21 protein-coding genes and 2 pseudogenes are annotated in these 24873 nt (G+C 66.1%); 7 read left to right on the top strand and 16 right to left on the bottom strand.

Translation table 11 applies throughout. The features are described 5' to 3' along the window. Positions 1-25 precede the first annotated feature (25 nt). The gene (locus ACLQ3K_RS17270; RefSeq protein ID WP_426000903.1) at positions 26-616 is read left to right on the top strand and encodes a hypothetical protein; all 591 of its coding nucleotides are present in this window, start codon (positions 26-28) and stop codon (positions 614-616) included. A gap of 70 nt (positions 617-686) precedes the next feature. On the opposite strand, the gene ACLQ3K_RS17265 is transcribed toward ACLQ3K_RS17270, so the two are convergent. From ACLQ3K_RS17265 to ACLQ3K_RS17230, 8 genes and pseudogenes are all read right to left on the bottom strand, one after another. Beyond that, entirely contained in the window at positions 687-2711 is a 2025-nt protein-coding gene (locus ACLQ3K_RS17265) for a ribonuclease J (protein WP_336670502.1), read from the bottom strand. 3 nt (positions 2712-2714) lie between these two features. After that, the gene (gene dapA / locus ACLQ3K_RS17260) at positions 2715-3620 is read right to left on the bottom strand and encodes a 4-hydroxy-tetrahydrodipicolinate synthase (protein ID WP_224650567.1); all 906 of its coding nucleotides are present in this window, start codon (positions 3618-3620) and stop codon (positions 2715-2717) included. A 43-nt stretch (positions 3621-3663) separates the two neighbouring features. After that, positions 3664-4134 (bottom strand): dihydrofolate reductase, encoded by a 471-nt coding sequence (locus ACLQ3K_RS17255; RefSeq protein WP_224650570.1) that lies wholly within the window; start codon positions 4132-4134, stop codon positions 3664-3666. After that, on the bottom strand, positions 4134-4931 hold the full coding sequence (locus ACLQ3K_RS17250; protein ID WP_224650572.1) for a thymidylate synthase: 798 nt from the start codon (positions 4929-4931) through the stop codon (positions 4134-4136). The genes ACLQ3K_RS17255 and ACLQ3K_RS17250 overlap by 1 nt, the downstream gene beginning before the upstream one ends. 66 nt (positions 4932-4997) lie before the next feature. Continuing rightward, positions 4998-5525, bottom strand: coding sequence for a DinB family protein (locus ACLQ3K_RS17245; protein ID WP_224650574.1), 528 nt, complete (start codon positions 5523-5525; stop codon positions 4998-5000). A gap of 24 nt (positions 5526-5549) precedes the next feature. Next, positions 5550-6683, bottom strand: a complete 1134-nt coding sequence (locus ACLQ3K_RS17240) for an HNH endonuclease (RefSeq protein WP_374201357.1) — start codon at positions 6681-6683, stop codon at positions 5550-5552. Positions 6684-6879: 196 nt separating this feature from the next. Next, positions 6880-7962 carry a DUF4238 domain-containing protein gene (locus ACLQ3K_RS17235; RefSeq protein WP_224650578.1) on the bottom strand — a complete coding sequence of 361 codons (1083 nt, stop codon included), beginning with the start codon at positions 7960-7962 and terminating at the stop codon, positions 6880-6882. Position 7963: 1 nt separating this feature from the next. Continuing rightward, a pseudogene (locus tag ACLQ3K_RS17230) lies at positions 7964-8206 on the bottom strand (flavodoxin family protein); the annotation flags it as partial. Positions 8207-8231: 25 nt separating this feature from the next. Between ACLQ3K_RS17230 and ACLQ3K_RS17225 the strand changes: the two are divergent. Continuing rightward, positions 8232-9698: a recombinase family protein gene (locus ACLQ3K_RS17225; protein ID WP_426000902.1), complete on the top strand. Its 1467-nt coding sequence runs from the start codon at positions 8232-8234 to the stop codon at positions 9696-9698. Positions 9699-10098: 400 nt separating this feature from the next. On the opposite strand, the gene ACLQ3K_RS17220 is transcribed toward ACLQ3K_RS17225, so the two are convergent. The 3 genes from ACLQ3K_RS17220 to ACLQ3K_RS17210 all read right to left on the bottom strand — a co-directional run bounded on the left by ACLQ3K_RS17220 (position 10099) and on the right by ACLQ3K_RS17210 (position 13541). Further along, complete coding sequence (locus ACLQ3K_RS17220; RefSeq protein ID WP_426000901.1) at positions 10099-11496, bottom strand: replication initiator; 1398 nt, start codon at positions 11494-11496, stop codon at positions 10099-10101. Next, positions 11493-13100: an FtsK/SpoIIIE domain-containing protein gene (locus tag ACLQ3K_RS17215; RefSeq protein ID WP_426000900.1), complete on the bottom strand. Its 1608-nt coding sequence runs from the start codon at positions 13098-13100 to the stop codon at positions 11493-11495. The genes ACLQ3K_RS17220 and ACLQ3K_RS17215 overlap by 4 nt, the downstream gene beginning before the upstream one ends. A 90-nt stretch (positions 13101-13190) precedes the next feature. Next, positions 13191-13541 carry a hypothetical protein gene (locus ACLQ3K_RS17210; protein ID WP_426000899.1) on the bottom strand — a complete coding sequence of 117 codons (351 nt, stop codon included), beginning with the start codon at positions 13539-13541 and terminating at the stop codon, positions 13191-13193. Positions 13542-13769: 228 nt separating this feature from the next. Here ACLQ3K_RS17210 and ACLQ3K_RS17205 point away from each other — a divergent pair. Together ACLQ3K_RS17205 and ACLQ3K_RS17200 are read left to right on the top strand one after the other, a co-directional pair. Beyond that, positions 13770-15057, top strand: a pseudogene (locus ACLQ3K_RS17205) (IS3 family transposase). A 106-nt stretch (positions 15058-15163) separates the two neighbouring features. Beyond that, positions 15164-16309 (top strand): amino acid ABC transporter substrate-binding protein, encoded by a 1146-nt coding sequence (locus ACLQ3K_RS17200; RefSeq protein ID WP_426000898.1) that lies wholly within the window; start codon positions 15164-15166, stop codon positions 16307-16309. Here the strand turns inward: ACLQ3K_RS17200 and ACLQ3K_RS17195 are convergent. Beyond that, on the bottom strand, positions 16292-16846 hold the full coding sequence (locus ACLQ3K_RS17195; RefSeq protein ID WP_426000897.1) for an NUDIX hydrolase: 555 nt from the start codon (positions 16844-16846) through the stop codon (positions 16292-16294). The two genes, ACLQ3K_RS17200 and ACLQ3K_RS17195, sit on opposite strands and share 18 nt — an antisense overlap. A gap of 469 nt (positions 16847-17315) precedes the next feature. Here ACLQ3K_RS17195 and ACLQ3K_RS17190 point away from each other — a divergent pair, with 469 nt between their 5' ends. Further along, positions 17316-18380: an IS110 family transposase gene (locus ACLQ3K_RS17190; RefSeq protein ID WP_426000896.1), complete on the top strand. Its 1065-nt coding sequence runs from the start codon at positions 17316-17318 to the stop codon at positions 18378-18380. 434 nt (positions 18381-18814) lie between these two features. On the opposite strand, the gene ACLQ3K_RS17185 is transcribed toward ACLQ3K_RS17190, so the two are convergent. Next, a complete protein-coding gene (locus ACLQ3K_RS17185) occupies positions 18815-19150 on the bottom strand; it encodes a DUF6966 domain-containing protein (RefSeq protein ID WP_426000895.1) in 336 nt (111 codons plus the stop codon). A gap of 110 nt (positions 19151-19260) precedes the next feature. Here ACLQ3K_RS17185 and ACLQ3K_RS17180 point away from each other — a divergent pair, with 110 nt between their 5' ends. Further along, complete coding sequence (locus ACLQ3K_RS17180; RefSeq protein ID WP_426000894.1) at positions 19261-19464, top strand: DMP19 family protein; 204 nt, start codon at positions 19261-19263, stop codon at positions 19462-19464. A gap of 81 nt (positions 19465-19545) precedes the next feature. Here ACLQ3K_RS17180 and ACLQ3K_RS17175 read toward each other — a convergent pair whose 3' ends face one another. The 3 genes from ACLQ3K_RS17175 to ACLQ3K_RS17165 form a co-directional block, all read right to left on the bottom strand. Next, complete coding sequence (locus tag ACLQ3K_RS17175) at positions 19546-19818, bottom strand: hypothetical protein (RefSeq protein ID WP_426000893.1); 273 nt, start codon at positions 19816-19818, stop codon at positions 19546-19548. Beyond that, on the bottom strand, positions 19818-21290 hold the full coding sequence (locus tag ACLQ3K_RS17170) for a serine/threonine-protein kinase (RefSeq protein WP_426000892.1): 1473 nt from the start codon (positions 21288-21290) through the stop codon (positions 19818-19820). Before ACLQ3K_RS17170 ends, ACLQ3K_RS17175 begins: the two co-directional genes overlap by 1 nt. Before the next feature lie 388 nt (positions 21291-21678). After that, the gene (locus ACLQ3K_RS17165; protein WP_426000891.1) at positions 21679-23019 is read right to left on the bottom strand and encodes a PQQ-binding-like beta-propeller repeat protein; all 1341 of its coding nucleotides are present in this window, start codon (positions 23017-23019) and stop codon (positions 21679-21681) included. 450 nt (positions 23020-23469) lie between these two features. Between ACLQ3K_RS17165 and ACLQ3K_RS17160 the strand changes: the two genes are divergently transcribed. Beyond that, positions 23470-24708 carry an IS256 family transposase gene (locus tag ACLQ3K_RS17160; protein WP_426001045.1) on the top strand — a complete coding sequence of 413 codons (1239 nt, stop codon included), beginning with the start codon at positions 23470-23472 and terminating at the stop codon, positions 24706-24708. Positions 24709-24873: the final 165 nt, after the last annotated feature.

Raw genomic sequence — 24873 nt, 5'->3', positions numbered from 1 at the left:
CAGATCCTTCTTCGGAGGAGCGAACATGAACGTTCGACGCCGGGTCGCAGGTGCGGCAGCCGCCGCGGCCACCATCGTCTCCCTACCGGCCCTCGCGCACGCCGCCCCGGTCGTCCCGCAGCAGGCGGTCCTCGCCGCACACGAGTTCCCCGCCGGCAGTACCGATTACAAGGTCGAGCGCGAGACGCTGACCTCGCCCGACGGGCTTCCCGAGGATTCTCCCGCCGAGTCGGAGTGCGGCACGAAGCTCAATGCCCTCGCCCGCACCATGGAGGGCACCGAGATCGTGGAGGCCGAGGCGATCCACGGCACGACGGAACTCGAAGCCTCGGTGCTCAGCAGGACGATCGCCGCGGCCCGCGGCGCGGCGACCGAGGCCTGCCGCTCCGACGTCGCCGCCGCGAACCGCCCGACGATCCTCGCCGCGCCCGACGATCTGGCCCGCCTGAAGCCGTTCATCATGGCCGTCGGCCGGAACACCTTGCAGGCGTGGATCGACGTCCGCGGCGTGACGGTCATCGTCGAGGCGGAAGGGAAGACGGACGCAGCAGCGGACTCCGACATCTTCTGGCAGACGTTGCGCGCCCAGGTCGCGAAGGTCGAGCGCCAGCCCTGACACCATCTTTCGAAGCGTTCTGTGACGTTTCCGTGGACGGGACGTCGCAGAACGCTTCAGAAAGTGCTTGCTACTCCCCCACGACGATCACAGTGGGGACGATCATCGGCCGGCGGCGGTAGGCCTTGTCGACCCAGCGGCCCACGGCCCGTCGAACGCCCTGTGCGATGCGGTGCGCCTCCTTGACCCCCTCGGCGGCCAGGTCGGCGATCACGTCCTCGACGAGCTGTTCCGCCTCCTTGAGCGCGGTCGGGTCGTCGGAGAAGCCGCGGCCCGAGACCTCGGGCTTGCTGACGGTGTTGCCCTCCTCGTCGATCGCGACGGTGATCGCGATGAAGCCGCCCTCGCCCAGGACGAGGCGGTCGGACAGCGTCGACTCGCCGACGTCACCGACGGACGAGCCGTCGACGTAGACGTGGCCGACGGGCACCTGCCCGACGATCTTCGCGACGCCGCCGACGAGGTCCACCACGACGCCGTCCTCGGCGAGCATGATGCGGTCCTTCGGCACGCCGGTGGCCTCGGCCAGCGCGGCGTTGGCGCGCAGGTGCCGCCACTCGCCGTGCACGGGCATCGCGTTGCGCGGGCGCACCGCGTTGTAGAGGTACAGCAGCTCGCCGGCGCTGGCGTGGCCGGAGACGTGGACCTTCGCGCTCTGCTGCGTGATCACCTTGGCGCCCAGCTTGGACAGCCCGTTGACCACCGCGAAGACGGAGTTCTCGTTGCCCGGGATGAGCGAGCTGGCCAGCACGACGAGGTCGTTCGGCGAGATGGTGATGTTGCGGTGCTCGCCGCGGGCCATGCGCGAGAGCGCGGCCAGGGGCTCGCCCTGCGAGCCGGTGGAGATGAGCACGACGCGGTCGTCGGGCAGCGAGGCGGCGGTGTCGAGGTCGACCTCGACGCCCTCGGGCAGGTGCATGTAGCCGAGGTCCTGCGCGAGCGCCATGTTGCGCACCATCGAACGGCCGACGAAGGTGATCCGCCGGTTGTGGGCCATCGCGACCTCGGCGATCTGCTGGATGCGGTGCACGTGCGAGGCGAAGGACGCCACGATCACGCGGCCCTTGGCCCGCCCGATCACGTTGTCGAGCACCGGCCCGATCTCCCGCTCGGGGGTCACGAAGCCGGGGACCTCGGCGTTGGTGGAGTCCACGAGGAACAGGTCCACGCCCGCGTCGCCGAGCCGCGAGAATCCCGCGAGGTCGGTGAGCCGGCCGTCGAGCGGCAGCTGGTCGAGCTTGATGTCGCCGGTGTGCAACGCAACCTGGCCGCCGGCGTGGATCGCCACGGCGATCGCGTCGGGGATGGAGTGGTTCACGGCGAAGTACTCGCACTCGAACGGGCCGTGGCTCGTCGACTCGCCCTCACGGACCTCGAGCAGCTTGGGCCGCAGCCGGTGCTCGTCGCACTTGGCCTTGACCAGGGCGAGCGTGAACTTGGCGCCCACGACCGGGATGTCGGGCCGCAGGCGCAGCAGGAAGGGCACCGCGCCGATGTGATCCTCGTGGCCGTGCGTCAACACGATCGCCTCGACGTCCTTGATCCGGTCCTCGATGTACCGGAAGTCCGGGAGGATCAGGTCGACGCCGGGCTGCTGGTCCTCGGGGAAGAGCACGCCGCAGTCGACGATGAGCAGCTTGCCGTCGTACTCGAAGACGGTCATGTTGCGACCGATCTCCTTGATGCCGCCGAGCGCGACCACGCGCATGCCGCCCTTGGGCAGCTTGGGCGGGGCGCCCAGCCGCTCCACCGCGGCCGACGGTGCCTTCTGCCCACCCCCGCGCCGTCCGCCGCCGCCGCGGCGGTTCCCGCCGCCCTTCGGCGCGGACTTCTGGGGCTGCTGCGCCTCGGACTTCGCGGCGGGCGCCGTCGCCTTCGCGGCCGCCGCCTTGGTCGCCGGAGCCTTCGCGGCCGGCGCCTTCGCCGCGGCCTTGGTGGCCGGGGCCTGGGCCTGGGTCGCCGGAGCGGTCGCCTTCTCCTCGGCGACGACCCGCGCCGCCGAGGTGGCGATCACCGGCTTGGGCTCGGCAGGCGGTCCCGCCTGTCGGGTGGCCTTTCGGCTCCGTCGAGCTCCGCCTGCTGCACCGTCGGTCATTGTTTAGAGCACCCCCGCTTGGGTCAGTAGCGCTGCGAGCCGGTCGCGCTGTTCACCGGTGGGCGGCACCTGCGGGAGGCGCGGTACACCCATATCAAGGCCCTGCAGGGCCAGTGCCGCCTTCGAGAAGGTCACGCCGCCGAGGCCGGCCATGGCCTCGTAGACGGGCCCGAGGGAGGCGTTGATGTCTGTGGCGCGGGCGTTGTCGCCCGCGAAGTAGGCGTCGCGCATCGCGCGCAGCTGCGGCGCGACGACGTGCCCGATGACGGAGACGAAGCCGAGTGCGCCGACGGAGAGCCAGGGCAGGTTCAGCGGATCGTCGCCGGAGAGGAACTGCAGGTCGGTCTCGGCGATGAGCCGGGCTCCGGCGCCGAGGTCGCCCTTCGCGTCCTTCACGCCGACGATGTTCTTGTGCTCGGCGAGCTTTCGCAGCGTGTCCGTCTCGATCGCGACCACCGAGCGCGGCGGGATGTCGTAGAGCAGCACGGGCAGGTCGGTGGCGTCGGCCACCGTCGTGAAGTGCGCGAGCAGGCCGGCCTGGGGCGGCCGCGAGTAGTACGGCGTCACGACGAGCAGGCCGTGCGCGCCCGCCTCGGCGGCGTCGCGCGCGAAGACAGCGGACTCGTCGGTGTCGTAGGTGCCCACGCCCGCGGTGATCTGCACGCGGTCGCCGACGGCCTCGATGATCGCCTTGAGGAACTGGATCTTCTCCCACGGCTGCGTGGTGGGCGATTCACCGGTGGTGCCCGCGACGATGAGCCCGTCGCAGCCCTGGTCGGCGAGGTGCGACGCCAGCTTCTGCCCGGCCTCGAGGTCCAGCGTGCCGTCCGCCTTGAACGGGGTCACCATCGCGACGGAGATCGCGCCGAAGGGCGTGGTGGGCGTTGTGGTCGCCGGGGTCGCACTCATAAGCGCTAAGGCTACCCACCCGGTCCCGGAAAGTTGCTATTGGCTAGCGGTTGCGCCGGTAGGTCAGGTGCCGGTAGCGCAGGCCCGACGAGGACTCGCGCCACGCCGCGTCCTCCTCCAAGGCGAAGTCCTCCGGGATCGACGGTGCCGTCGTGTCGCCCTCGACGGTGGCGTCCACCTCGGTCACGGCGAGCAGGTCCGCGAGCGGCAGTGCCGCGTCGTAGATCTCGCCGCCGCCGATCACCCACACATCGCCGTCGGGGACGGCGAGGTCGTGCTGGACCACGGCACCGTCGGCGCGCCAGGCCCGATCCCTCGTCACCACGATGTTCGTGCGCCCGGGGAGCGGGCGGAACCGCGGCGGCAGGGAGTCCCAGGTGCGACGACCCATCAGAACCGTGGCGCCCGCGGTGGTCTCGCGGAAGAACTTCATGTCCTCGGGGATGTGCCACGGGATCCCGCCGTCGGCGCCGATCACTCCCCCGCGGGCCTGCGCCCAGATCAGGCCGATCACTAGACCGCCACCGGCGCCTTGATCGCGGGGTGGTGCACGTAGTCGTGGATGGTGATGTCGCCGTACTCGTAGTCGAAGACACTGGGGCGCTCGGCGAGCTCGAGCCGCGGGTACGGGTACGGGTCGCGGCTGAGCTGCTCGGTGACCTGCTCGACGTGATTGTCGTAGATGTGGCAGTCGCCACCTGTCCACACGAAGTCGCCGGGTTCGAGGCCCACCTGCGCGGCCACCATATGGGTGAGCAGCGCGTAGCTGGCGATGTTGAACGGGACGCCGAGGAACAGGTCGGCGCTGCGCTGGTAGAGCTGGCAGCTGAGCCTGCCGTCCGCCGCGTAGAACTGGAAGAAGGCGTGGCAGGGCGGCAGGGCCATGTTCTCGATCTCGGCGACGTTCCAGGCGGAGACGATGTTGCGCCGGCTCGACGGGTTGGTGCGCAGCGTCTCGATCGCCTTGCTGATCTGGTCGATGTGCTCGCCGTTCGGGGTGGGCCAGCTGCGCCACTGCACCCCGTAGACGGGTCCGAGCTCGCCGTCCGGAGCCGCCCATTCGTCCCAGATGGTGACGCCGTTGTCCTGCAGCCACTTGACGTTCGAGTCCCCGCGCAGGAACCACAGCAGCTCGTACGCGATGGACTTCATGTGCACCCGCTTGGTGGTGATGAGCGGGAAGCCCTGCGACAGGTCGTAACGGAGCTGGCGCCCGAAGACGCTGCGCGTCCCGGTGCCCGTGCGGTCGGGCCGGTGCGTGCCGTTCTCCAGCACGTCGCGGAGCAGGTCTTCATAGGGCGTCGCGATCACACCCCCAGTCTAGAGCGGACCCCCGACAACCTCGGGCGCGGCGCGACCGCGTCCGCCCGGCGCCGGTCAGCCGGCGTTCAGCGCCGCGCGGGCGACGCGCTGCTGGCCGATCTCGGCGAGGTTCTTCATCAGCTCGGCGTTGACCCACGCGACCTGGTGGCCGACGGTCAGGTCGGCGTCCGGCGGCCAGGGGAACCCCGACGGCTCGTCGAGGCGGTCCTCGGTGAGCGCGTCGAGGACGGTCAGCCACTCGTCGCGGATCCCCGTCAGCCAGGCGACGGCACCTTCGGGCCCGGGCCACCGCACGGACCCGCGCTCCCGGACCTCGCGCCCGAGGAGATGATCGGCGGTGGTGCTCCACCACCAGCCGATGTGCCAGCTGAGCCACGCCATCGTCGGGACCGGGATCGGGTCGGGCTCCGTCTCGGCCCAGTCGGCGACCCACTCACCGTCGTCGCTGCGGCGCATCGTCCAGCACAGCGCCGCCGGCTCCCAGCGGAAGTCGTCGGCCGTGAGCTCGGCGAGATGCACCTCGCCGAGCGCCCAGGTGAGGTCGAACTGCCAACGCAAGAGATCGAGCCGCGATTCAGCCACTAGCCGACCCTATTTCCTCCGCGCTCAAGCCGCCTGCCGGGGCGCCGTGGACCGGAGCGAATGCCCACTCGGCGTTCGGGCGTCGACGGTGTGCCGTCCGCTCGGATCGCCGACGACCGCACTGCTCCAGCCCGCGGCCTCCTTGGCGTAGTTGCACGCAGCGCACAAGCCTTGACCGTTGTCGAAGCTGGTGGGGCCACCCGCCGCGTGCGGAACCACGTGGTCGGTATGCGCGATCGGTGCATCGCAGTACGGGCTCCGACAGTACCGGTCCCGAGCCCGGATCATGTCCGCGAGCCCGTCCGGGAAGCAGCGGGCCCGTGAGTCCATGCCGACCACCGCGCCCGTCTCGGGTGCGATGTAGAGGCGTTTGACCCACGCGACGCCGGCGGCGGTGGCCTTCCCGATGAGGTTGCGGGCGATCTCCGCCGGCATCGCCCCACCGCCGTCCAGGTACGCGGTCCCGGGCTGGTCGCCGAGCAGCACCGTGGCCGGAAGAGTGAGGTTCACAGTCACGGGCTGGCCTCCGGTGGCCTCGCGGCCGGTGAGGCGGGCGAAGGCGGTGTCGGCCATGATCTGCCCGCGGGTCCGCAGGTCCGCGCCGATCCCGATCAACGTTGCGGCATGCTTGCGCAGGGCCGCGTACACCCCGACGCCCTGCGCCACCGGCAGCAGCAGCGACACCCGCGCCATCCCCTCCGGCAGCGGCCGGATCGTCACGGTCCGGTCCTTCTCCGCCGACGCGTTCCGATCCACCGTGCCCTGCGCATCTAGCGCATAGGCGACCTGCTCGACTCGCGCGCTGAGTTGCTTGAGTCCCATGCCCGCCAGCGTCGCCGCCTCGGCACACAGCAGCTCATCCGCCGTATGCCGATCGGAGGCGTCCAGGTGCGCGAGGCCGCCGACGATCACCGGGATCGCCTCCGGCGCGAGATCACCCTCGCGCAGGCGGGTGCGGGTGTGCGGCAGGATCTTCTCCAGCTCCACCGCCCGGGCCACGAACTTCGCGGCCGTGTTGGGCGACATGTGCAGCGCCAGCCCGACCTCCGCGGCGACGCCCTGCTGCCATCGGTCCTGCGGCAACCCTGCCGCGACCCGTTCGCACACCCGCTCGCGCAGCAGCTCCGCCGCCAACCGGTACTGCTCGAACACCGTCAAGCACCGCCGCCGTTCCATCGAACGCAACCGATCCGCCACGCCACCGCCGGGTGGCCGGTCCTCATCTACACCACCGTCTTCGTCCATGCCCAGACGCTACGTCGACCGACTGACAAGTTTTCGAGATAGCAACTTACTCTCGAATACCTGACGAGCTGATCGCGGCCCACTCTGACTAGCGCTCCGGACATCAATGTCACGGGTACCACCGACCAACAGCCCACGGTGGGCCTTCTCCGATTGTCCACCGGGAGGGTTCGGCTACAGCCTCCATGAAGGTCGATGCCCGTGCGGGCTCAAACCTGGGCCATGGCGGCACGTCGAATGCGGCAGCGATGCTCGTGAGCGGGTTCTCGTAGCAGAACTCGTGTGATGCAGCGACGATCTCGAAGTTGACCTTGCTGGTCTCCTCGGCGCTCAACACGAACGAAGGAGGCAAAGGGTGGAACCTCTCCGAGACAAGGACCAGAAGCCGACTGGGACCCACCGGATAGATGCCGTGGGACGACTTTGCCCAGGCCGCAGGCTCCCACCTGCCGCGCGCGGGACCGCCAAGCCAAACGACAGGTTCATCGCAAGTAATGAGTGGCGCTCTAGTCGACACGAGCCACCAGCTGCGCGCAATCGCGAGGTGCGGAACCGCACTATGTCGCCAGACACCAATTGCACTCTCCAACGCTCGGGGCTTGCGCTCTGTGCTGAGCAGTGGCACATCTAGCAGCTGCTGAACCAGCTCATCGTGTCGATCTGGCGAATATGGAGTACCACTGATGGCACACAACGTGGGTAGGTTCGCTGCCACGACCTCAGCCCGACCGAAATGGTTGAGCGCATCCTCGATCCGCAACTCTTGCGCGCGCTTCTTGAGCGTCCGCTGTTCCTGCAACCCGACGAAAACTGCAAGGTTGGCGATCAGCTCGACATCAACGATCTGGCCGTCGGGAAGGGAATCGAGATAGCCGATCCAGCCCGCTGCCTCGCTCTCAATCCGAGACATATGCTTCTCAAACCACAACGCCGGATAGTCGGGTGCGAGGTCGTCGGCAGAGATCGTGTACAGGTTCGTCTTCTTCGCGATGTCCTTGGTCGGCTGAACGTAGCTATCACGAGTCGCGACCTTCGTAACTCTGAGCGCTCCCGCGTCATCTGCCCATCGACGCAGGTAGACCTGCGGTACGTGATGATGCCTCTTCCCTACTCCGCCGGCACTGGCCTGCCGCTTCGATTCCTCGATCTCCGCATCCGTCGTCCACCGGTGAGCGAACACGCGGCCAGCCACATCACTCGCTCATCAATTGCGCGGCGACAGTGGCACCCAGGTTCCAGCACGCCTCGAGGTCCGCCTTCGACGGTTTGCCCGACACGACGACGTGCGGCGTGGCCTTCACCCAACCGAGCCCGGCGGTGATCGAATCCACCGCGCGCTCGGCGCCCTCGCCGCCCTCGTTCGCGTGCAGGTACAGCCCGAACGGCCGGTCGCGCGTCGAATCGAGGCACGGGTAGTAGATCGTGTCGAAGGCGTGCTATTTCAGCGTAAACTCCCTTACTATGAAGCGATCAGCCGCCGCCCCAGGTCGAGCAGTCATCTATGCCCGCGTCTCGTCGGATCGCGCGGGCGGACGCTCCGTCGAGGAGCAGGTCTCCGAGTGCCGGACTGAGTGTGAGCGGCAAGCCTGGCCGGTCGCGGACGTGCTCGTGGACAACGACGTATCCGCCAGCCGATACGCCACGAAGGCGCGACCGGAGTACGCCCGGCTCCAGGCGCTTCTCCAGCCCGGCGACGTGCTCGTGATGTGGGAGGCGAGCCGCGCCCAACGCGACCTCAAGCGGTACGTGGAACTGCGCGATCTGTGCGCCCGTCGCGGAGTGCGCTGGTCGTACTCCGGACGCCTGTACGACCTCAGCGACGGCGACGACCGCTTCTCCACCGGTCTGGACGCCCTGCTGGCCGAGAAGGAGGCCGAGCAGACCCGGACCCGCATCCTCCGCGCGCACCGCGCCAACCTGGCTGACGGCAAGCCGCACGGCCGCGTGCCGTACGGGTACCGCATCATCCGTGACCCCGAGACCGGCAAGCCCGTGCGCCGCGAGCCGCACCCCGGACAGGCCCCGCTTATCGCGGAGGCGGCCCGGCGCGTCCTGGCGGGCCAGTCATTCGCGTCGGTCGTCCGATGGATCTCGGAGCGGGACGACTCTTTGCGCTGGGACGCGGCCAAGCTGCGCCGTCTGCTGATCAACCCCACCCTGGCGGGGTTTCGCGTGCACACTGAGGTGAAGGATGGCGTGCGGGGGCCGCGCGTGATCCACCGCCGGGGCACTTGGGAGCCGATTCTTAGCGAAGACCATCACAACGACCTGGTGGCACTGTTTGCCGCCAGGCAGAGCGGCCCGCGCGGGGTGCCGGTCAAGTATCTGGTGTCCGGGATCGCTGAGTGCGGGGTCTGCGGTGAGAAGGTGTGGCGAGGCCGAGGCGGCACCAAAAAGGATGGCAGCCGCTACGAGGTCTACACGTGCAGGCCTGGCCGCCACGCAGCCCGACGACTCGACCGGGTGGACGAGGCCGTGCACACTGTGGTCGAGGAGATTTTGATCTCCCCGACCGCTGTGAACGCACTCGCCGAGACACCCCCTGTCGACAACGCAGCGGCCACTCGACTGAATGAGCTACGCAGGCAACTCGAAGCGGTGGAGACTGAGATCGCTGAAGGTCGCATGCCCGCGTCGACCGGGGGGCGCGTAGCTACGCGCCTGGAGGCGTCGATCGCGACAGCCGAAGTCGAAGCGACACAAATATTCGTCGACCCGACAGTACGGCGGCTCGCGACTGCTCCCGATCCTGTCGCGATTTGGCGCGACATGCCATTGTTGGATCAGCGCGAGTTCATCAAAGCCGTTCTTCATATCCGCATTGAACGAATCGGACGCGGTCGCTGGCACGACAAGCGCGCCGGCATCGTCATCACGCCGCACCGCCCGCAACTCGAGCATCCAGGCACGCGCGGCACCACTGGGTAGATGGATCGTCGGCATCGGGGTCAGCGACGGCAATTGTCATGGGCTGTTTGGCCGCTCTCGACCTGGGTTCGATGCGGTCCAAGCCCCGGACGGACCACCAGGGTTTGACGCTAGCCCGCGGAACACCCGCCCAGCCCTGCGCAGGTCCTCGTCAGAGAAGGCCAGCATGGTGACTGCCAGCCATTCGTCGGGACTAGCTCCACCACGACGGACCTGCTCGAGCCTGCCTTGCTCGCAGTGTGCGGTCCGCGTCGGTACGGACGCGCTCATCGACCTGCTCCAACCGCAACTGAGTGCGTGAAGGCCCGGTAGACCTGCTCGGATCGCGAGCCCCGGGATGGTTGCCAGGCATCGGTGGCGCCTCCGCGCACGGCACTACGAGCGCACGTGCAGTCGGTGCTCACGGTATTCCCATCCGCTCAGCCTCGCGAGCATCACGGCGTGCCCAGAGCTGTTCGAGGTGGGCCGTGGCGGCAGCGGCAGTGAGGAGGTAGTCGCCTCGGGTGTCGTGTCCCGAGCGGACGTACGTCCACTCGGCTGTGTCGGTGCTGGTGGCGTCGTCTGCCCGGTCACCAGACATCGCGGGGGCGGAAGGCTCCTCGGATCCGGTGGGGTGTTGCTGGCGCCAGAGGGCGCGGGCGGCGCGCAGGGCGCCCATGGTGAGGCTGTATCGGCGGGATTTGGTGGTGACGTGTCCGCGGTAGCCGAGGGTATGCAGCCACCGCACCATCGCGGAATAGTGTTCCGGCGCAGCATCAGCGAGCGCGGTCAAGGTGGTGATGATCGCCCGCGCGTGCGGGCTTAGGCCGGCGAGGACCTGCCGATCGTGCGCGACCTGCGGGCTGACCCTGCGTGCGGTGAGTCCATGGTCGGTGACCGATTTGGTGACGTATTTGGCGAGGTATCCTGCGATCTTCTTCCGTACCGCGACAGGCAGGGAAGGGTCGAGAGGCTCGGCGTCGGCCTGAGCTCCGAAGCTCATCCGTCGAGTGCCGGTGGCGGTGGTTGGGTCGGGTACCAGCACGCTAGTTTCGGCGGCTGCTTGGAGGGCGAGTGCGGCGAGGTCAGCGCTGGTCACATCGGTCCCGACGGGAGGAGCGATTACCGAGGGTTCCGAAGCTCTGCCATCGCCAACCTCGACAGGTTCGGCGTGATCGAGACGCAGGACGGCGTGAAAGTGCGGGATCAGTCTGGCTTGGTTCTCGGTCACTTTCAGGAACGTCAGCCGTACCCGTTTCGGGTCGTGTCCGCGGTCGCGGAGCAGCCGGGTCAGGAGGCGTCGAGCACGGATGGTGTAGCGGCGCCAGAGCTCGGGAGCCCACCAGGTGAACAGCACGTGCCCGGCGTAGTCGTAGCGGTCGGCGTCGACGGGTTGGCCGGCGTTCGGCCCGGCGGCGTGGACGCGTCCGTAGGAGGGGGCGGTGAGGGTGACGAACGCCATCGGGTGCTCGGCGACGGTGGTGGGGACGCCGTAGTGCCCACCGAGGATCCCTGCGTGCACGAGCTGCCAGGTGTCGCCGCCGTAGAGGCGCGAGCACGGCGGGCACACGCTGGCGCGGCGGTTCCCACACCGCAGCATCAGCCGATCATCTCCGATCAAGCCGTGACGGCGATGCAGGTGAATCGGATTGCTGCAGAACCCCGTCCCGGTCACTGCTCGCCACCACGGCCGATAGTCGGCGCCGGCTGCGCGGTGAACCATCTCCCCGATCACTTCTTCGGTCAGGGCTATCGGGCCCTTCGCGGCTGCCGTCAGCGCGGAAACGCGCCCCTCTGCTACCTGCGATCGCGGGGTCACTTCGGTGCCTTCGGCTTCGTAATGCCGCTCTGATTCCCGCCGCTCCCGCCGTGTGGCGCGTCGCCGTCGGCCAGGTCGCTCTCCCAGGTGCGTGGGGGCGGGAAGTGCCGGATCAGGCGCGTAATGTGCTCGTCCTGATAGTGGAAGGCGCGGACCAGGACCGGGCTGGTGGCCTGGTCGGTGGCGATGAACCCGACACCGGGCATATGTGCGGGCAGCTGGTGGCAGCGGGCACCGGCTTCCACCGCGCCGGGGCCGAGGATCATCGTCGTCTGCGTTGGCTCGGCCATCCGCAGCCCCATTCGGAGCGGGAAGAACTGGCGCAGCGGCACGATCTCCTTGCTCGGGTCCTGCACAGCGGCGACGACACTGACGCCGACCGCTCGGCCTTGCGAGAGGAGCAGCCCCAGACTGTGTTCGATCTCGGTCTTGAGTTTCCGGTCGGCGAACGAGGTGAGGGCGGCGAGTTCGTCGATGATCACCACCAGTTGCGGCTCCCCTACCGTGGGGGTGTGGGTGCGGGTGACACCGCGCAGCCGCTCCGCACGGCCGGTCATGATCTCGACCGCGTCGGCGAGCATGCTCGCGATCGCCCCCGGCCGGTATGCGAATCGGTGAAACAGCTGCTGTCCGGGGCCGAGTTCCATCCCGCCCTTCGGGTCCGCGACCAATAGGCGCACGTGACCGGTGTGGATGTGCGGCGCAAGGCCGCCGATGATCGACCACAGCACCGACCCCTTCCCCGCACCGGTCACTCCACCAATCAAGAGGTGGTTACCGATGAGCGGGAGGCGCCACGGCCCGTCGCTGTCGTTCTTGCCCACCGTGATCGGTCCAATCTTCGACCCTCCACGGACAACACTGCCTCCGGAATCACCCTGGCGCGGAGCACTGCCACGTCCGGCGGCCGCCGCAGAGGTGCGGGGAGTATTGTTCGCGTGGCCAGCCGCCGCGGAAGTGGTCGTGGATGTGGTGCGCGGCTTGGGCTGTCGCGGTTCCGCGTCGGGGGTAATCGGCGCCGCGAGGGGCTGGCTGCGTTGCACCACAATTCGCAGCTGTTGCGGCGACGTCGATTCGACCCGCACCTGCTCCGCATCGAACGCGCCCGCCAACGAGTCCGCAGCCTTGCTGAAGTCAGCAACTGTCTGTCCTCGGATCATCCGCACCAGCAGCACATCCGAGCTATCGCCGAGCCGGACTTGCTGCAGTTTCGGGGTGGCCACCTTGTCGCCGCGGTTGCGGGTGAGGCCGCAGTCCGCGCATACCCCGTTCCAGTCTCGATACCGTCGCCAGATCCGGAACCGGACCAGCACCGGATCCACTGTCGACGCCCGCAACGACGCTGGTGAGAGCACACCCCACACGATCAGCAGCAATACGCTCACGATCGCGAGGCCGATCGCCTGCCGTGCGCCGACCTGCCACCACACCACCGCCACCCCGGTCACCGGGACCGACACCACCGGCAGCCGCACCGCCCACACCAGCAGAAACAGCGTCAGCCGACCGAGAGCGGCCATCAGATCGACAATAATCTCGCCGATCACATCCTCCGTCTCCGAGCTAGCACTGTTCGAAGTCTTCTTATTGTTGTTGTCCACCATCACATCTCCCTGTGAGTATCAGTCCGGCCACGCAGGGCAGCAGCGACACAACCTTCGTGTCGACTGCCGCCCCAACGCGGAGACGGCGAGCTACTTGCCGCGCTGATCAGCAGAACCCGACGACCCCGCGGAAGAGGGAGCACTGCGGGCGGTGATCGAATCGGCGCGGAACGCGACCCCGGAGCGGTCGCCCTGCGACCATGGGATCGCCACCAAGCCGGCAACGGTGACCGGCTGGGTCACCGGCACCTTCGGATCCCCCACCACCGTCACGTTCAGCACCTCCCCACCGGTCTCATCGAGAGCGAGGACCTGCACCGAATGCAGCGCCAGACCGCTATCCGGATCGATCCGCGGCGCACCAGTATCGAAATTCAGCCGCGGCTCCGCCGCACGGGTGACCAGAAACTGAGTGTTGGTGATGTCCAAACGAAGACGCATCGGAGTCTTCCTTTCGAGGGTGGTTGCGTCACAGCGTGTTTGCTGCGACACCACAACCATCCTTCGAAGCAACCGTGACCATAAGTGGCAGAATGTGACGGTCGGGCGTCACGTTCTGTCACCCCTGTCCCAGCGGTCGATTCAGAGCCACCAGTGCGCCGCAGATGAAGGCTGAACCGTGCCGACTTCTCTGCCGCTCCTATGTGAGTGATTGAGAGGATGGCTCCTATGCCACGCAAGGTTGACCCAGAACTTCGGAGCCGGGCTGTTCGCCTGGTGACCGAGCACCGCAGTGAGTACTCCTCGGCGACCGCGGTGAGGGTGCAGGTCGCTGAGTCGCTCGGGGTCTCGCCCGAGTCGGTTCGCAGGTGGGTTTCCCAGCATGAGATCGATGCCGGCCGCGCCGTCGGCATCAGCACCGCCGAGCGTGAGGAGATGCGCAGGTTGCGGGCGGAGAACCGCCGCCTTCGGGAGGTCAACGACGTGCTCAAGTCTGCGGCGGTCTTCTTCGCGGGGGAGCTCGACCCCCGAAACCGCCGATCGTGGCATTCATCGACCAGATGCGAGCCTCTGGTCACGCCGTCGAGTCGATCCACCAAGCCCTGCAAGTCGCAGGGTTGCAGGTCGCGGCGCGAACACTACGAGCCTGGTGCGCAGGCAGCCAGAAGATTTCCGAGCGGGTCGTCTCGGATGCGATCGTGGAGAACACCATCCGGCAACTGGTGTTCACGACCAAGCCAGATGGGACCAAACAGCTGCGCCGGAAGGGCTGTATGGGCGAAGAAGGATGCTCGCCGCCACCCGCAGGCGGCTGCCTGGCGCTGGATTCGGTGCAGTAGACCGTGCGATGCGCTCCCTGGGCCTGTCCGGTGTGGTCCGTGGGAAGGCTCCCCGGACGACGATCCCGGATTCGCGGGCTGCTCGTGCTGCTGACCTGCTTAACCGTGATTTCACCGCGCCGGCGCCGGATCGGGTGTGGGTCTCGGACTTCACGTATGTGCGCACCCACACCAGCTTCGCCTACGTCGCGTTCGTCGTCGACTGCTTCTCGCAGCGGATCGTCGGCTGGAACATCTCCACCCGCCGTGACGTCGAACTCGTCGACGTCCCGGTGCGGATGGCGTTGTGGCAGCGCGACCGAGCAGGGCACCCCATCGAAAAGAACCAGCTCATCGCGCACTCGGACGCGGGATCGCAGTACACATCGATCCGCTTCACCGAGCACCTGCACCTTCAAGGCATCCGCCCCTCGATCGGGTCCGTCGGCGATGCCTACGACAACGCACTCATGGAGACCGTCAACGGCATCTACAAAACCGAATGCGTCCGCACCGACGTCTTCCACAACGGCCCCTACAAGACCAGTGAGGACGTTGAATTCGCCACTGCTGCATGGGTTCACTGGTACAACACCCGACGGCTGCACGGCAGCCTCGGAATGCTCACCCCGGACGAATACGAAACCGCCCACTACGCTGACCAACAAGACCTGTGTGAGCTACCCGCCCACACGTAAGCCACCGGCAGGAAAGCCGGGACGGTTCAGGCTCCCTCGCTTCCGCTGCAGAGGAATTGTGTGCTCTGCGCCACGCCAGCCTCGACTTCTGAGGCAGGATAGTCCTATGGCTCCAGGCAGCGCAGCCCCGAAGACGCAGCTCCGACAGGTCCGCGACCTGTTGGACATCGGTCAGCGCCGGGCAGCGCACGGGCTGCTCATCGCACGTAAGGCGCCGGTGATCGATGAGTCAACGATCGAAACCATGCGACAAACCCTGTCCCATTGGGAGAATGGTCGGCGCGCGGTTCCCTTGGCCGACCAGCTCCGCCTGGCCCAGATGTACCAAGTCTCCGCGACGGATTTGGGGTTCGAGCCGCCGCCACCGTCAGTGCCGGCACCCGATATCCGCGCGCTCCTTCAAGGTTCGCGTCGAGTCACACCTGACGATATCGACCGGTACGGCCGCCAGCTCGAAGACATCCGGCGGAGCGACCGCACGTTCGGTGCGCTGCAACAGATCGACCAGCTCGACGCTCACGTCAAACGTGGATCCCAGTGGCTATCGTTCACAGTTCTGACCAAGGACAGGCAGCAGCTGGCCCGACACGTCTGCGACGCAGCGACTCTCGCGGGGTGGCAATGCCTCGACGTCGGCGACACCGCCCGAGCATGGGACTTCTATGACAAAGCGCGATCAGCCGGATTCGACGCACACGACCACGGCGTGTTCGTCCACGCCGTCGCCTCCCGCGCCAACGTGCTCCACGACTGCGGTGAACACCACGCAGCGCTCGAAGTGATCGACGAGGCCACCGCCACCGCAGCGGTCCCACCTCTCCTGACGGCGTGGCTGCACGCCTGCCGAGGCGAAGCGCACGCCAAGATCGGCGACCGGGACGCAGCCTTGCGCAGCTTCGACGCCGCGGACAAAACGCTCCCCGCCGAGCACGAAGATGAACGCCTCCCGTTCATATTTCTCGCCCCAGTTCACCTAGAACGATGGCGCGGCAACGGTCTCGCCACGCTCGGGGACCCCGAAGCGATACCCACACTCACACGTGCGCTCGATACCCTTGATCCCTCGTTCGTCCGGGCTCGCACAGCCCTGCACGTCGACCTCGCCGAAGCCCACCACAAGATCGGCGACTACGACCAATCCATGCGGTACGCCGCCCAGGCAATCACAGACTCGCGTGAAATCGGATCACAGCGCAACTACACGCGTGCTGTCCGCTACCAGTTCGGGCAGGTTCTACGCGGAACCGCGTAGGATTGACAGGAGGCCGACCACCGTGCCCGCACCGCCAAGCTCACCAGCAGCGAGCAGGTCCGGGATATCCGCCAAATCGATCCATGCCACCACGCCGACCTCCACCGGATCTGACGGCTCTCCCACCAGCTCCGCGTCGTCCGCCACGTACACCGAATGCGGTGTGTCAACGAGCCCCGGCATCGGCTGAAAGTCCGCGAGAAGGCGAACCGGCCCCGGACGCCACCCCGTCTCCTCCTCCGTCTCACGAACCGCCGTCACAGCAGGCTCTTCACCAGGATCGACAATCCCACCGGGAAGCTCCCAGCCCCACGAACGAGTAATGAAGCGGTGCCGATAGGTCATCAGCACTTTTCCGTCACGCACTACCGCGCAGGCTGCAACATGTTGCAGCCGTACGGCATGGTGCTCGAACCGGTTCCCGTCCGGCGGCGTGACATCAACCTTCGTCACCGTCACCCACCGGTTCTCATACACAGGCCGCTCGCCGTGCTCAACCCACTCCATCGACGCCGCATGCTCCGGGATCTCAGCCACACCTACAACCCTACAGCCGAAGCGACATACGCACTCAGCCATCCAAGCTTAGGCGGCCTCCCCTCCCGGGCTCCCCTACTCACTCGCTCCCACTGCACTCGCTCCCACTCCGCTCGCTGGCGCTCGCTCCGCTCCCGCTCCCTCCGTTCCCGCTCGCTCGCACTCCGCCCTCCCGGTCCGGCCGCCGAACCGAGACTTGTGAGAACTTTCTCTACTGCTATCAAGACATCAGCCGATAACGCAGTCGCTGCTGCGATGCCGGTTAGGTTCGTGTCGAGCCGGCTGGTCTGACCCATTTCTCTAGCGGCCCCAGGTGCCTTGGATGCAGAATCGTCGACCCGCCGACTCGACCGGCCGCCGCAGGCGCTGTGACTTCATAGGAGCAGGTCAGAAGACTCGTAGCAGTACCGTCCACCGCCCGCGACGGACCCGAAACAGCCGTGATCGCCGAGCCGGAAGGACCGTAGAAATGAACGCCAACACGCCGCGGATCGTCATCGGAGTCGACACCCACAAACACGTCCACATCGCCCACGCCAAGGACCACCTCGGTCGCCCAATCGCCGATCTCCAGGTGCCCACTACCGCCGACGGATACGCACACTTCGTTGCGTGGGCGCACTCCCTCGGCCACGTGCAGGCCGTCGGAATCGAAGGCACCGGCCACTACGGCGCCGGTCTCGCACGGCACCTCCGTGAAGCCGCATTCATCGTGCGGGAGGTCGGCCGACCCAACCGGCAACGCCGCGCCCGACTCGGCAAATCCGACACCCTCGACGCCCAAGGAGCCGCACAGATCATCCTCGCCGGCGAGGATCTGGGGCAGTCGAAAACCGCGGACGGCACAGTCGAGATGCTCCGTATGCTCCGCAGCACCCGGGCCAGCGCGGTCCGAGCCCGCTCGATCGCCATCACCAGCCTGCAAAACCTGCTCGTCACCGCGCCACAAGAGGTGCGCGACCGACTTTCAGGACTCGCACCGCGGCAGCTTGTTCGCACATGCGCACAACTCAAAGCTGCCGACATCCTAACCACACCAACAGATTCCACGCTAAGCGCACTGAATGCCTTGGCCATCAGATATCAAAACCTCGACGACGAAGCCGTCCAGCTCGCGCGCCACATCCACACCCACGCGCAGCGCGCCTGCCCCGCCCTAATGGAGCTCCACGGAGTGGGCCCTGAAACAGCCGCCACCCTGCTCGTCGCATTCGGCGACAACCGCGACCGGATCACCTCAGATGCCGCCTTCGCCAAACTCTGCGGAGCAGCGCCACTGCAAGCCTCCAGCGGCAAGACCGTGCGGCACCGCCTCGACCGCGGCGGTAATAGACAAGCAAACCGCGCCCTGCACACCGTCATCATCGTCCGCATGCGCAGACACCAACCCACCCTCGACTACATCGCCCGCCGCACCGCCGAAGGCAAAACCAAGAAAGAGATCATCCGATGCCTCAAACGCTACCTCGCCCGCGAGATCTACAACACCGTCCTACCAGCGCAAACATCGCCGAAACCCCTTGACGCACAATAGGAGCCTCTGCTATCGAGCCGACGAACTGCGAGAAGCGTTGCGTCAGGCCGCTGCCAGGGGCGAAGTCCCGGCACGAGCAGCCGAGACCGCTGCGGCCGTACTCGGCCCGGAACTCGTCATGTTCCGTTTCCTCACCGATGGAGGACTCCCAGCCGGCGGTCCCCAGTCGATCGTCGACGACATCATCATGCCCCTGCTGCACTACAGCTAACAGCGCAACACGAACGAACCTGCCAGTCGGCACCGATGATCGATGGACGCCAGCCCTGCCCGATCGAGATCATCGTGCGTATGGATGATCCGCATCTCAACCCCCGTGGCCGCGCGTGGGTCAGCGCGTTCACTGCGCAGGGTCACGCACACGACGGTCACCACTTTCGTACCCTGAGTCCCGGAATCTTCAGCATGACGTGGATCCATCAACAAACCCTCCATCATCGTAGGCCAATGTCCACGGCGGTCGCCCAGCCAACAGTGCGGACTCGGGCAATCACCTCAGTGGTCTCGTGGTCGATTATCAGGTCATTGAGGCTCCCCATCCCGCCGAACATCGCGAGGAGTTGCTGGATCCCATAAGGGTCGCCTAATGCAATTCGTCGGCGAACGTGACGGAGCGCGGCAGACCAGTCGGGGTAGGCGTAACCGCCAACATTCGGAGTTGCTAACCGGTCGGCGAGCTCATCGAGATCGAAGAGGAGGTCCGCGGGAATCCGAACCTCATCGTGGCTGTTCAATGATCTGCCACCTCGCTTCCTTGATACATCAACCATGGCGCTCTCCTCCAGGAAGGATAGTCAAAACGATCATCACACCGACTTATGCCTGACGAAGGAAGGTCCATGCACGGCCTATCCCATACGAGGTAGACGCACCACCCAGCATGGCACCGTTCGTCAGCGTGAGGGAGGAAATTGACCGAGCATGGCGCGCCCTTGATCGACGATGGCGTGATCAAGGGTGGGACGCCCTGACTGAGGCCGATCAACAGACCCTGGCGCTTCGGTGGCTTGAGGACGAGACCGACAGCGGGTCATTGGCACAGTATTTCGAGAACGATTCAGGCGATCATGCATTGATCACATAGATTGCATTGAATCGACTTGGCCGGACAGGCACGTACGCCGCCCTGACCGAGGCGATGACAATCTTTGGTGACGAGTATCCGTCAAATCGCCTGGAGCGCCTCGACATTCTTATTCGGTGTCACGAAGAGCGTGGCCACGTTGCCGCCGACGCGCCATTCGATATACAGACTCGTTACATTCAAAGCCATGATGAGCGCGTGCGAAACGGCACTCGGAGTACTTCTTCCGAACAATGCGCGGGGCCTCAGATAAGGAACGTCGAAAGCACTCGACCATGCGTGGCGGATCGCTCGCGCATCCGGGCAATCATTCAAGTATCGCAGATCAAACTCCTCGACCAACTCCAGTGCCACTATCTTGGCGCTTCGGACGGCGTCAACGGCGGGTTCGACGCGGATGCGTCTACCATTTCACTGACCATCCAACGATCGCCCGATAGGCGAAGGGTGTATCTAATTAGTTTCGTTTGCGAGTTGGTCCCCGCCAGGCCAATCGACTGGGTCGATTGACTCACAAGAACCGCAGCCCCATCGGCAGCGCTGCAACTTTCCTTCACAGCGGAGGTTGTCGTGGTCGTGATATTCATCTTCCACTCGGTGAACGTGGATGCCAGGTCGTCGGTATCGACCCTGCTCACAAACTCAGGAGTGGATACTGCCGAAACTCGACGGCGAAAATCGGGCCGATCACGATAGTCTCGAGTACCGATCGCGACGGCAGCCTGTTTAGTATCGTCCTGGACTCTTGAGCACGGGTCATCCTGCTGGGATTTGTTGGCCGCGCCGTCAGTCTCCGGTCGCGTCAGGAAAAATGCGGTAGCGCCGCCGGCTCCGAGGACAATAACGATGGCGGCCGCAGCGATCGCGATTACTGTGCCACGCCCTGCGTGTGCACGTGCCGTGCCGGGTTGTCCGTCACTGGCGCTAGGCCGGATTTGCGTGGCGCTGGGATCGCCCATCACTGGCGGCCATGCAGCAGGACGTAGCACGGTTGCGTCACTGTCTGACTGTTTGAAGGCCTGCGACAGCGCTTCAGCGAACGCCGATGACGTTGGGTAACGCGTGGTTCGGTCTTTGGCTGTTGCTCGGGCGAGGACCTGATCGACGGCTGACGACAGATCGGGGCGACGATCGAGAACCGACGGCAGAGGGCGGTTGAGGTGACCGGAGATCACAACGGCGGCGTTGGAATCTGCGAATGGTGCAACGCCGGTCAGAAGTTGGAATGCTGTGCAGGCCAACGAGTACTGATCAGAGCGTCCGTCCAAGTCCTCACCGCTCAGCTGCTCAGGTGAGGCATAGTTGAGGGTGCCGACGGTGGTGCCAGTGCCTGTCAGGTCGGAGGTTTCGCCACCGACGCGAGCGATACCGAAGTCCGTCAGCAGAACATCCCCAGCGTTGCTGAGCAGGATGTTCGCCGGCTTGACGTCCCGATGCACCAGCCCGGTCGCATTCGCGCGATCAAGCGCATCAGCGACGGTTGAGACGACGAACTCAGCCTGGTTTGCCGCAAGGTGCCCCGACTCGCGCAGCAGCGCAGACAGGTCCTGACCATCGACGAGCTCCATGGCAATCCACAGTCGCCCCGCTTCTTCACCACGGTCGTACACTTTGACGATCGCCGGGTGGGACAAGGTGGCTGCTAGGTCAGCTTCGCGCGCAAAACGCGCGCGGAACTGCGGGTCCGCCGTGTACTGGGCGTTCAGTACCTTGAGCGCATCTGAACGCGGCAGACGTGGATGTCGGGCAACATACACCTCGCCCATCCCGCCCTGACCGAGGATGCCCTCGATACGATATCCCGCGAACTCCGTGCCGACCTTCACGACCACGCTCCTTTGGTACTTGCAACTACTTCACGTGTGGGCATTCTCAAACTGGGTCCGACACCATCGCTCGGTCAGAGCACGCGCCCCGTTCCCCAATAGATGACCCGGAGCGCATCCTGAACTCATGAAGGCGTCTTCGGCTTGCGTGAGACCGAGCAGCGGAGTGCTGCTCGGTCTCACGGTGGCATTCGCGCTCGGTGGTGCAGCCCTCATGGTCGGATGCCTGTCGGCTGATCGCGTTCTGCGCCAGCCGTGCTCAGACGACTGGTTTCTGGTGATGCTGCAGTCGAGGTCCTCGTCTTGCGCACCGCTTTGTAGATTCACCATCGCTCATTCATCCGGTCGGAAGATACAGTCACAATCGCCTTACTCGCGGGGATTTGCCTCACGCCAGTCCAACGAGCGTCTCCGACGGGCTGCTACCACAGAATGCCAGCACCGCCCCTGCTACCGCCAGGTAGTCCCCTGGAGACTCGTAGCTACCGCACGGGCTCGCCTCGCTGGGCGTGAGCGTTCCTGAGACTAGGTCGAAGAGCATCCGCTGCTCCGACGGTCCGCCTGGCGGCCTTGGATTCGGATTGGTAGCCTTTGCGATCAAGAGAAGGTTCTCGCCGATCCAGTTCCCGCCGCGCCACTCGCCGGACGGCGGGGCCGGCAGAGGCACCTCGGTGCCGCTGCGGGTGTCACGCAGGTACAGGCGCGGCCCGTGGTCAGTCCAGATGCTGAACAGGATCTTACCTGCATTCGATGCTTCAATGTGGTGGGAGCGGGCCCCGTCGAAGATCTCGCGCGGCACCGTGTCAATGGTTCGGCCGGCACGGTCCGTGACGGTGAGCAGGTCGACCGCCAGGTAGGTGTCATCGGTAAGGACCCTTCCCGACACGTTCGCGACACGCCTTCCGGTGCGAGCGTCGATCACCTGCCCATCACTGCTACCGACGTAGAACTGCCCCTCGGCTGCGGACCGCTGCACCAGATCCTGACCTGACCAGAGAGTTCGGCCATCGCTCGGATCCAGGGAGAGGAAGGTCCGGTCCGTGCTGGTGTGTTCGAGCGTGACACCGAGTGCACCCACACCACCGACAACGAAATCCACCTCGTCCCGCATCAGACGCGCCCAACGGACGTCACCGGTGCCGGCATCGAGCGCGACCAGTGAACGATCCTTGGCGAACACTACGAGGCCACTTCGATCCCCACTGCTTAGCCACGTGGTAGCACTCGAATGGAGAGACCGCAGGCCATCGACCTCCCACCGTGTCCGTCCAGTGGGCCCGTCGTACCCGACGACCGAACTCCACCCATGCAACACGACACCGTTGCCCGCAGCGTGCACGTCGTCCCGGCCGGAAAGGCCCATCGAAATCTGATAGCGCTCTTCCCCCAGTGTCGACGGAACCTTTTCGATCGCGCTTACCGCACTTGTCGCCAAAGGCTGCCACCGGAGCGACGACGCGTACCGCACCGCAATGCCCGACACCACGATCGAAGCGATCAGTGCAATCGACGCAATCGCGCCCGCGCGACGTGCCGCCAAACGCGCATCATTCCGGGTGAACAGAGTGCAGAACGCCAGGATCACCGCTATCACCGCTGTCGCTAACGCCGCGGCGTACAACGCATACGGCGTCATCGCCTGCGCGCGAACGAGTTCCTCACCAGCCGCGCGTATCCGCCTCAGCCCCCCGACAGCGAACACTACGACCGGCGCCGCGATGAGCACCACGAACAATCTCGGACCGCCCTTCGATACAGACTTCACCGAAGGATCACGGAACGACGCTGACACTGACGCACACACTCCGACAACGACCAACGCACCACCCACCATCACCATCACCGACTTCCAGCCGACGATCGGACCGCCAGATACACCCAACCGACCTGCAGCCCACCACCCGGCCGACCACAAACCCACCGCCACAACCGATAACACCGCGGCGCATACCCCGAGCCCACTTCGCATCAGCGCCCCTCGCCTCCTCTCGAACCCAACCGAGCAATCGGGCACATTGGAGCCACCTAAGCCCGCCCCACATGTGGATTCCTTGGCGATCGCTAGTTGTTGCGGGGACTGTCAGATAAAGGGTGTGTGAGCTCGGCCTGAACCCTGTAGGAGGGGATGGCCGTGACTGACACGACCGATGACAACATGCCCGGCGCTGTGTCGGGGGTGATGATCGATGCTGTGACCTCAGAGAACGTCGATCCGAAGCAGCTGGCCGAGCAGCTGCTCACGCAAGCGAAGGAGCAGGGCGTCAATCTGGTCGGCCCGGGAGGGCTGCTCTCGCAGTTGACCAAGCAGGTCCTCGAAACCGCGCTAGACGCGGAGATGACCGAGCACCTCGGACACGAGCACGGCGGAACACCAATTGCGGAGAACATGCGCAACGGCACCCGCAGCAAGACCGTGATCACCGAGATCGGCCCAATTCAGATCGAGGTCCCGCGGGACCGGGACGGCTCGTTCGAGCCGGTGATCGTGCCCAAACGCCGACGCCGGCTCGATGGGATCGATCAGATCGTGCTCTCGCTGACCGCCCGCGGTCTGACGACCGGGGAGATCGCCGCGCACTTCGCCGAGGTCTACGGAGCGAAGGTCGCCAAGGACACGATCAGCCGGATCACCGACAAAGTCTGCGGCGAGCTCGGGGAGTGGGCCACCCGGCCGCTCGATCAGCTCTACCCGGTGATCTTCGTCGACGCGATCGTGGTGAAAGTGCGTGACGGCCAGGTCCGCAACACCGCGTTCTACGTCGTGATGGGCGTAACCACCAGCGGGGAGCGGGACATCCTCGGCATCTGGGCCGGCGACGGCGCCGAAGGCGCGAGGTTCTGGCTGCAGGTGTTCACCGAGCTCAAGAACCGCGGCGTGAGCGATGTGCTGATCGCGGTCTGCGACGGCCTCAAAGGGCTGCCAGAGGCGATCAACTCCACCTGGCCGCAGACCGTCGTCCAGCAGTGCATCGTTCACCTGCTGCGCAACAGCTTCCGCTACGCCGGACGCCAACACCGCGACGGTATCGTCAAGGCGCTCAAACCGGTCTACACCGCGCCCACCGAAGCGGCGGCCCGCGAGAGGTTCGCCGAGTTCACCGAGCAATGGGGCCAACGCTATCCGGCGATCATCCGACTCTGGGAAAGCGCCTGGGCAGAGTTCGTGCCCTTCCTCGAATACGACGTCGAGATCCGCCGGGTGATCTGCACGACCAACGCGATCGAGTCCATCAACGCTCGGTATCGGCGGGCGATCCGAGCCCGCGGGCACTTCCCGAACGAGGCCGCCGCAATGAAATGCCTGTATCTGGTGACCCGCAGTCTTGACCCGACCGGCGGCGGACGGGCACGCTGGATGATGCGGTGGAAACCCGCCCTCAACGCGTTCGCGATCACCTTCGCGGACCGACTGGACTAAACCCCAGTCAACTCATGATCCGCCGGGCCCACACACCGTTAATCAGACAGTCCCTTGTTGCGGGGCAGGACGTTCGTGACGGTCGAACGGGACTGCTGCACCGATAGGTGACAGTTGCGGTGTTATGCCGCCGAGGCGGCTGTGTTGATGATGGTCTCGTATTCG

Source organism: Tsukamurella sp. DT100 (genome assembly GCF_049844855.1).
In the GTDB taxonomy this organism is placed as follows: Bacteria; Actinomycetota; Actinomycetes; order Mycobacteriales; family Mycobacteriaceae; genus Tsukamurella.
The sequence above is the reverse complement of the archived record's forward strand: the minus strand, read 5'-3'. Positions and strand labels throughout refer to the sequence as shown.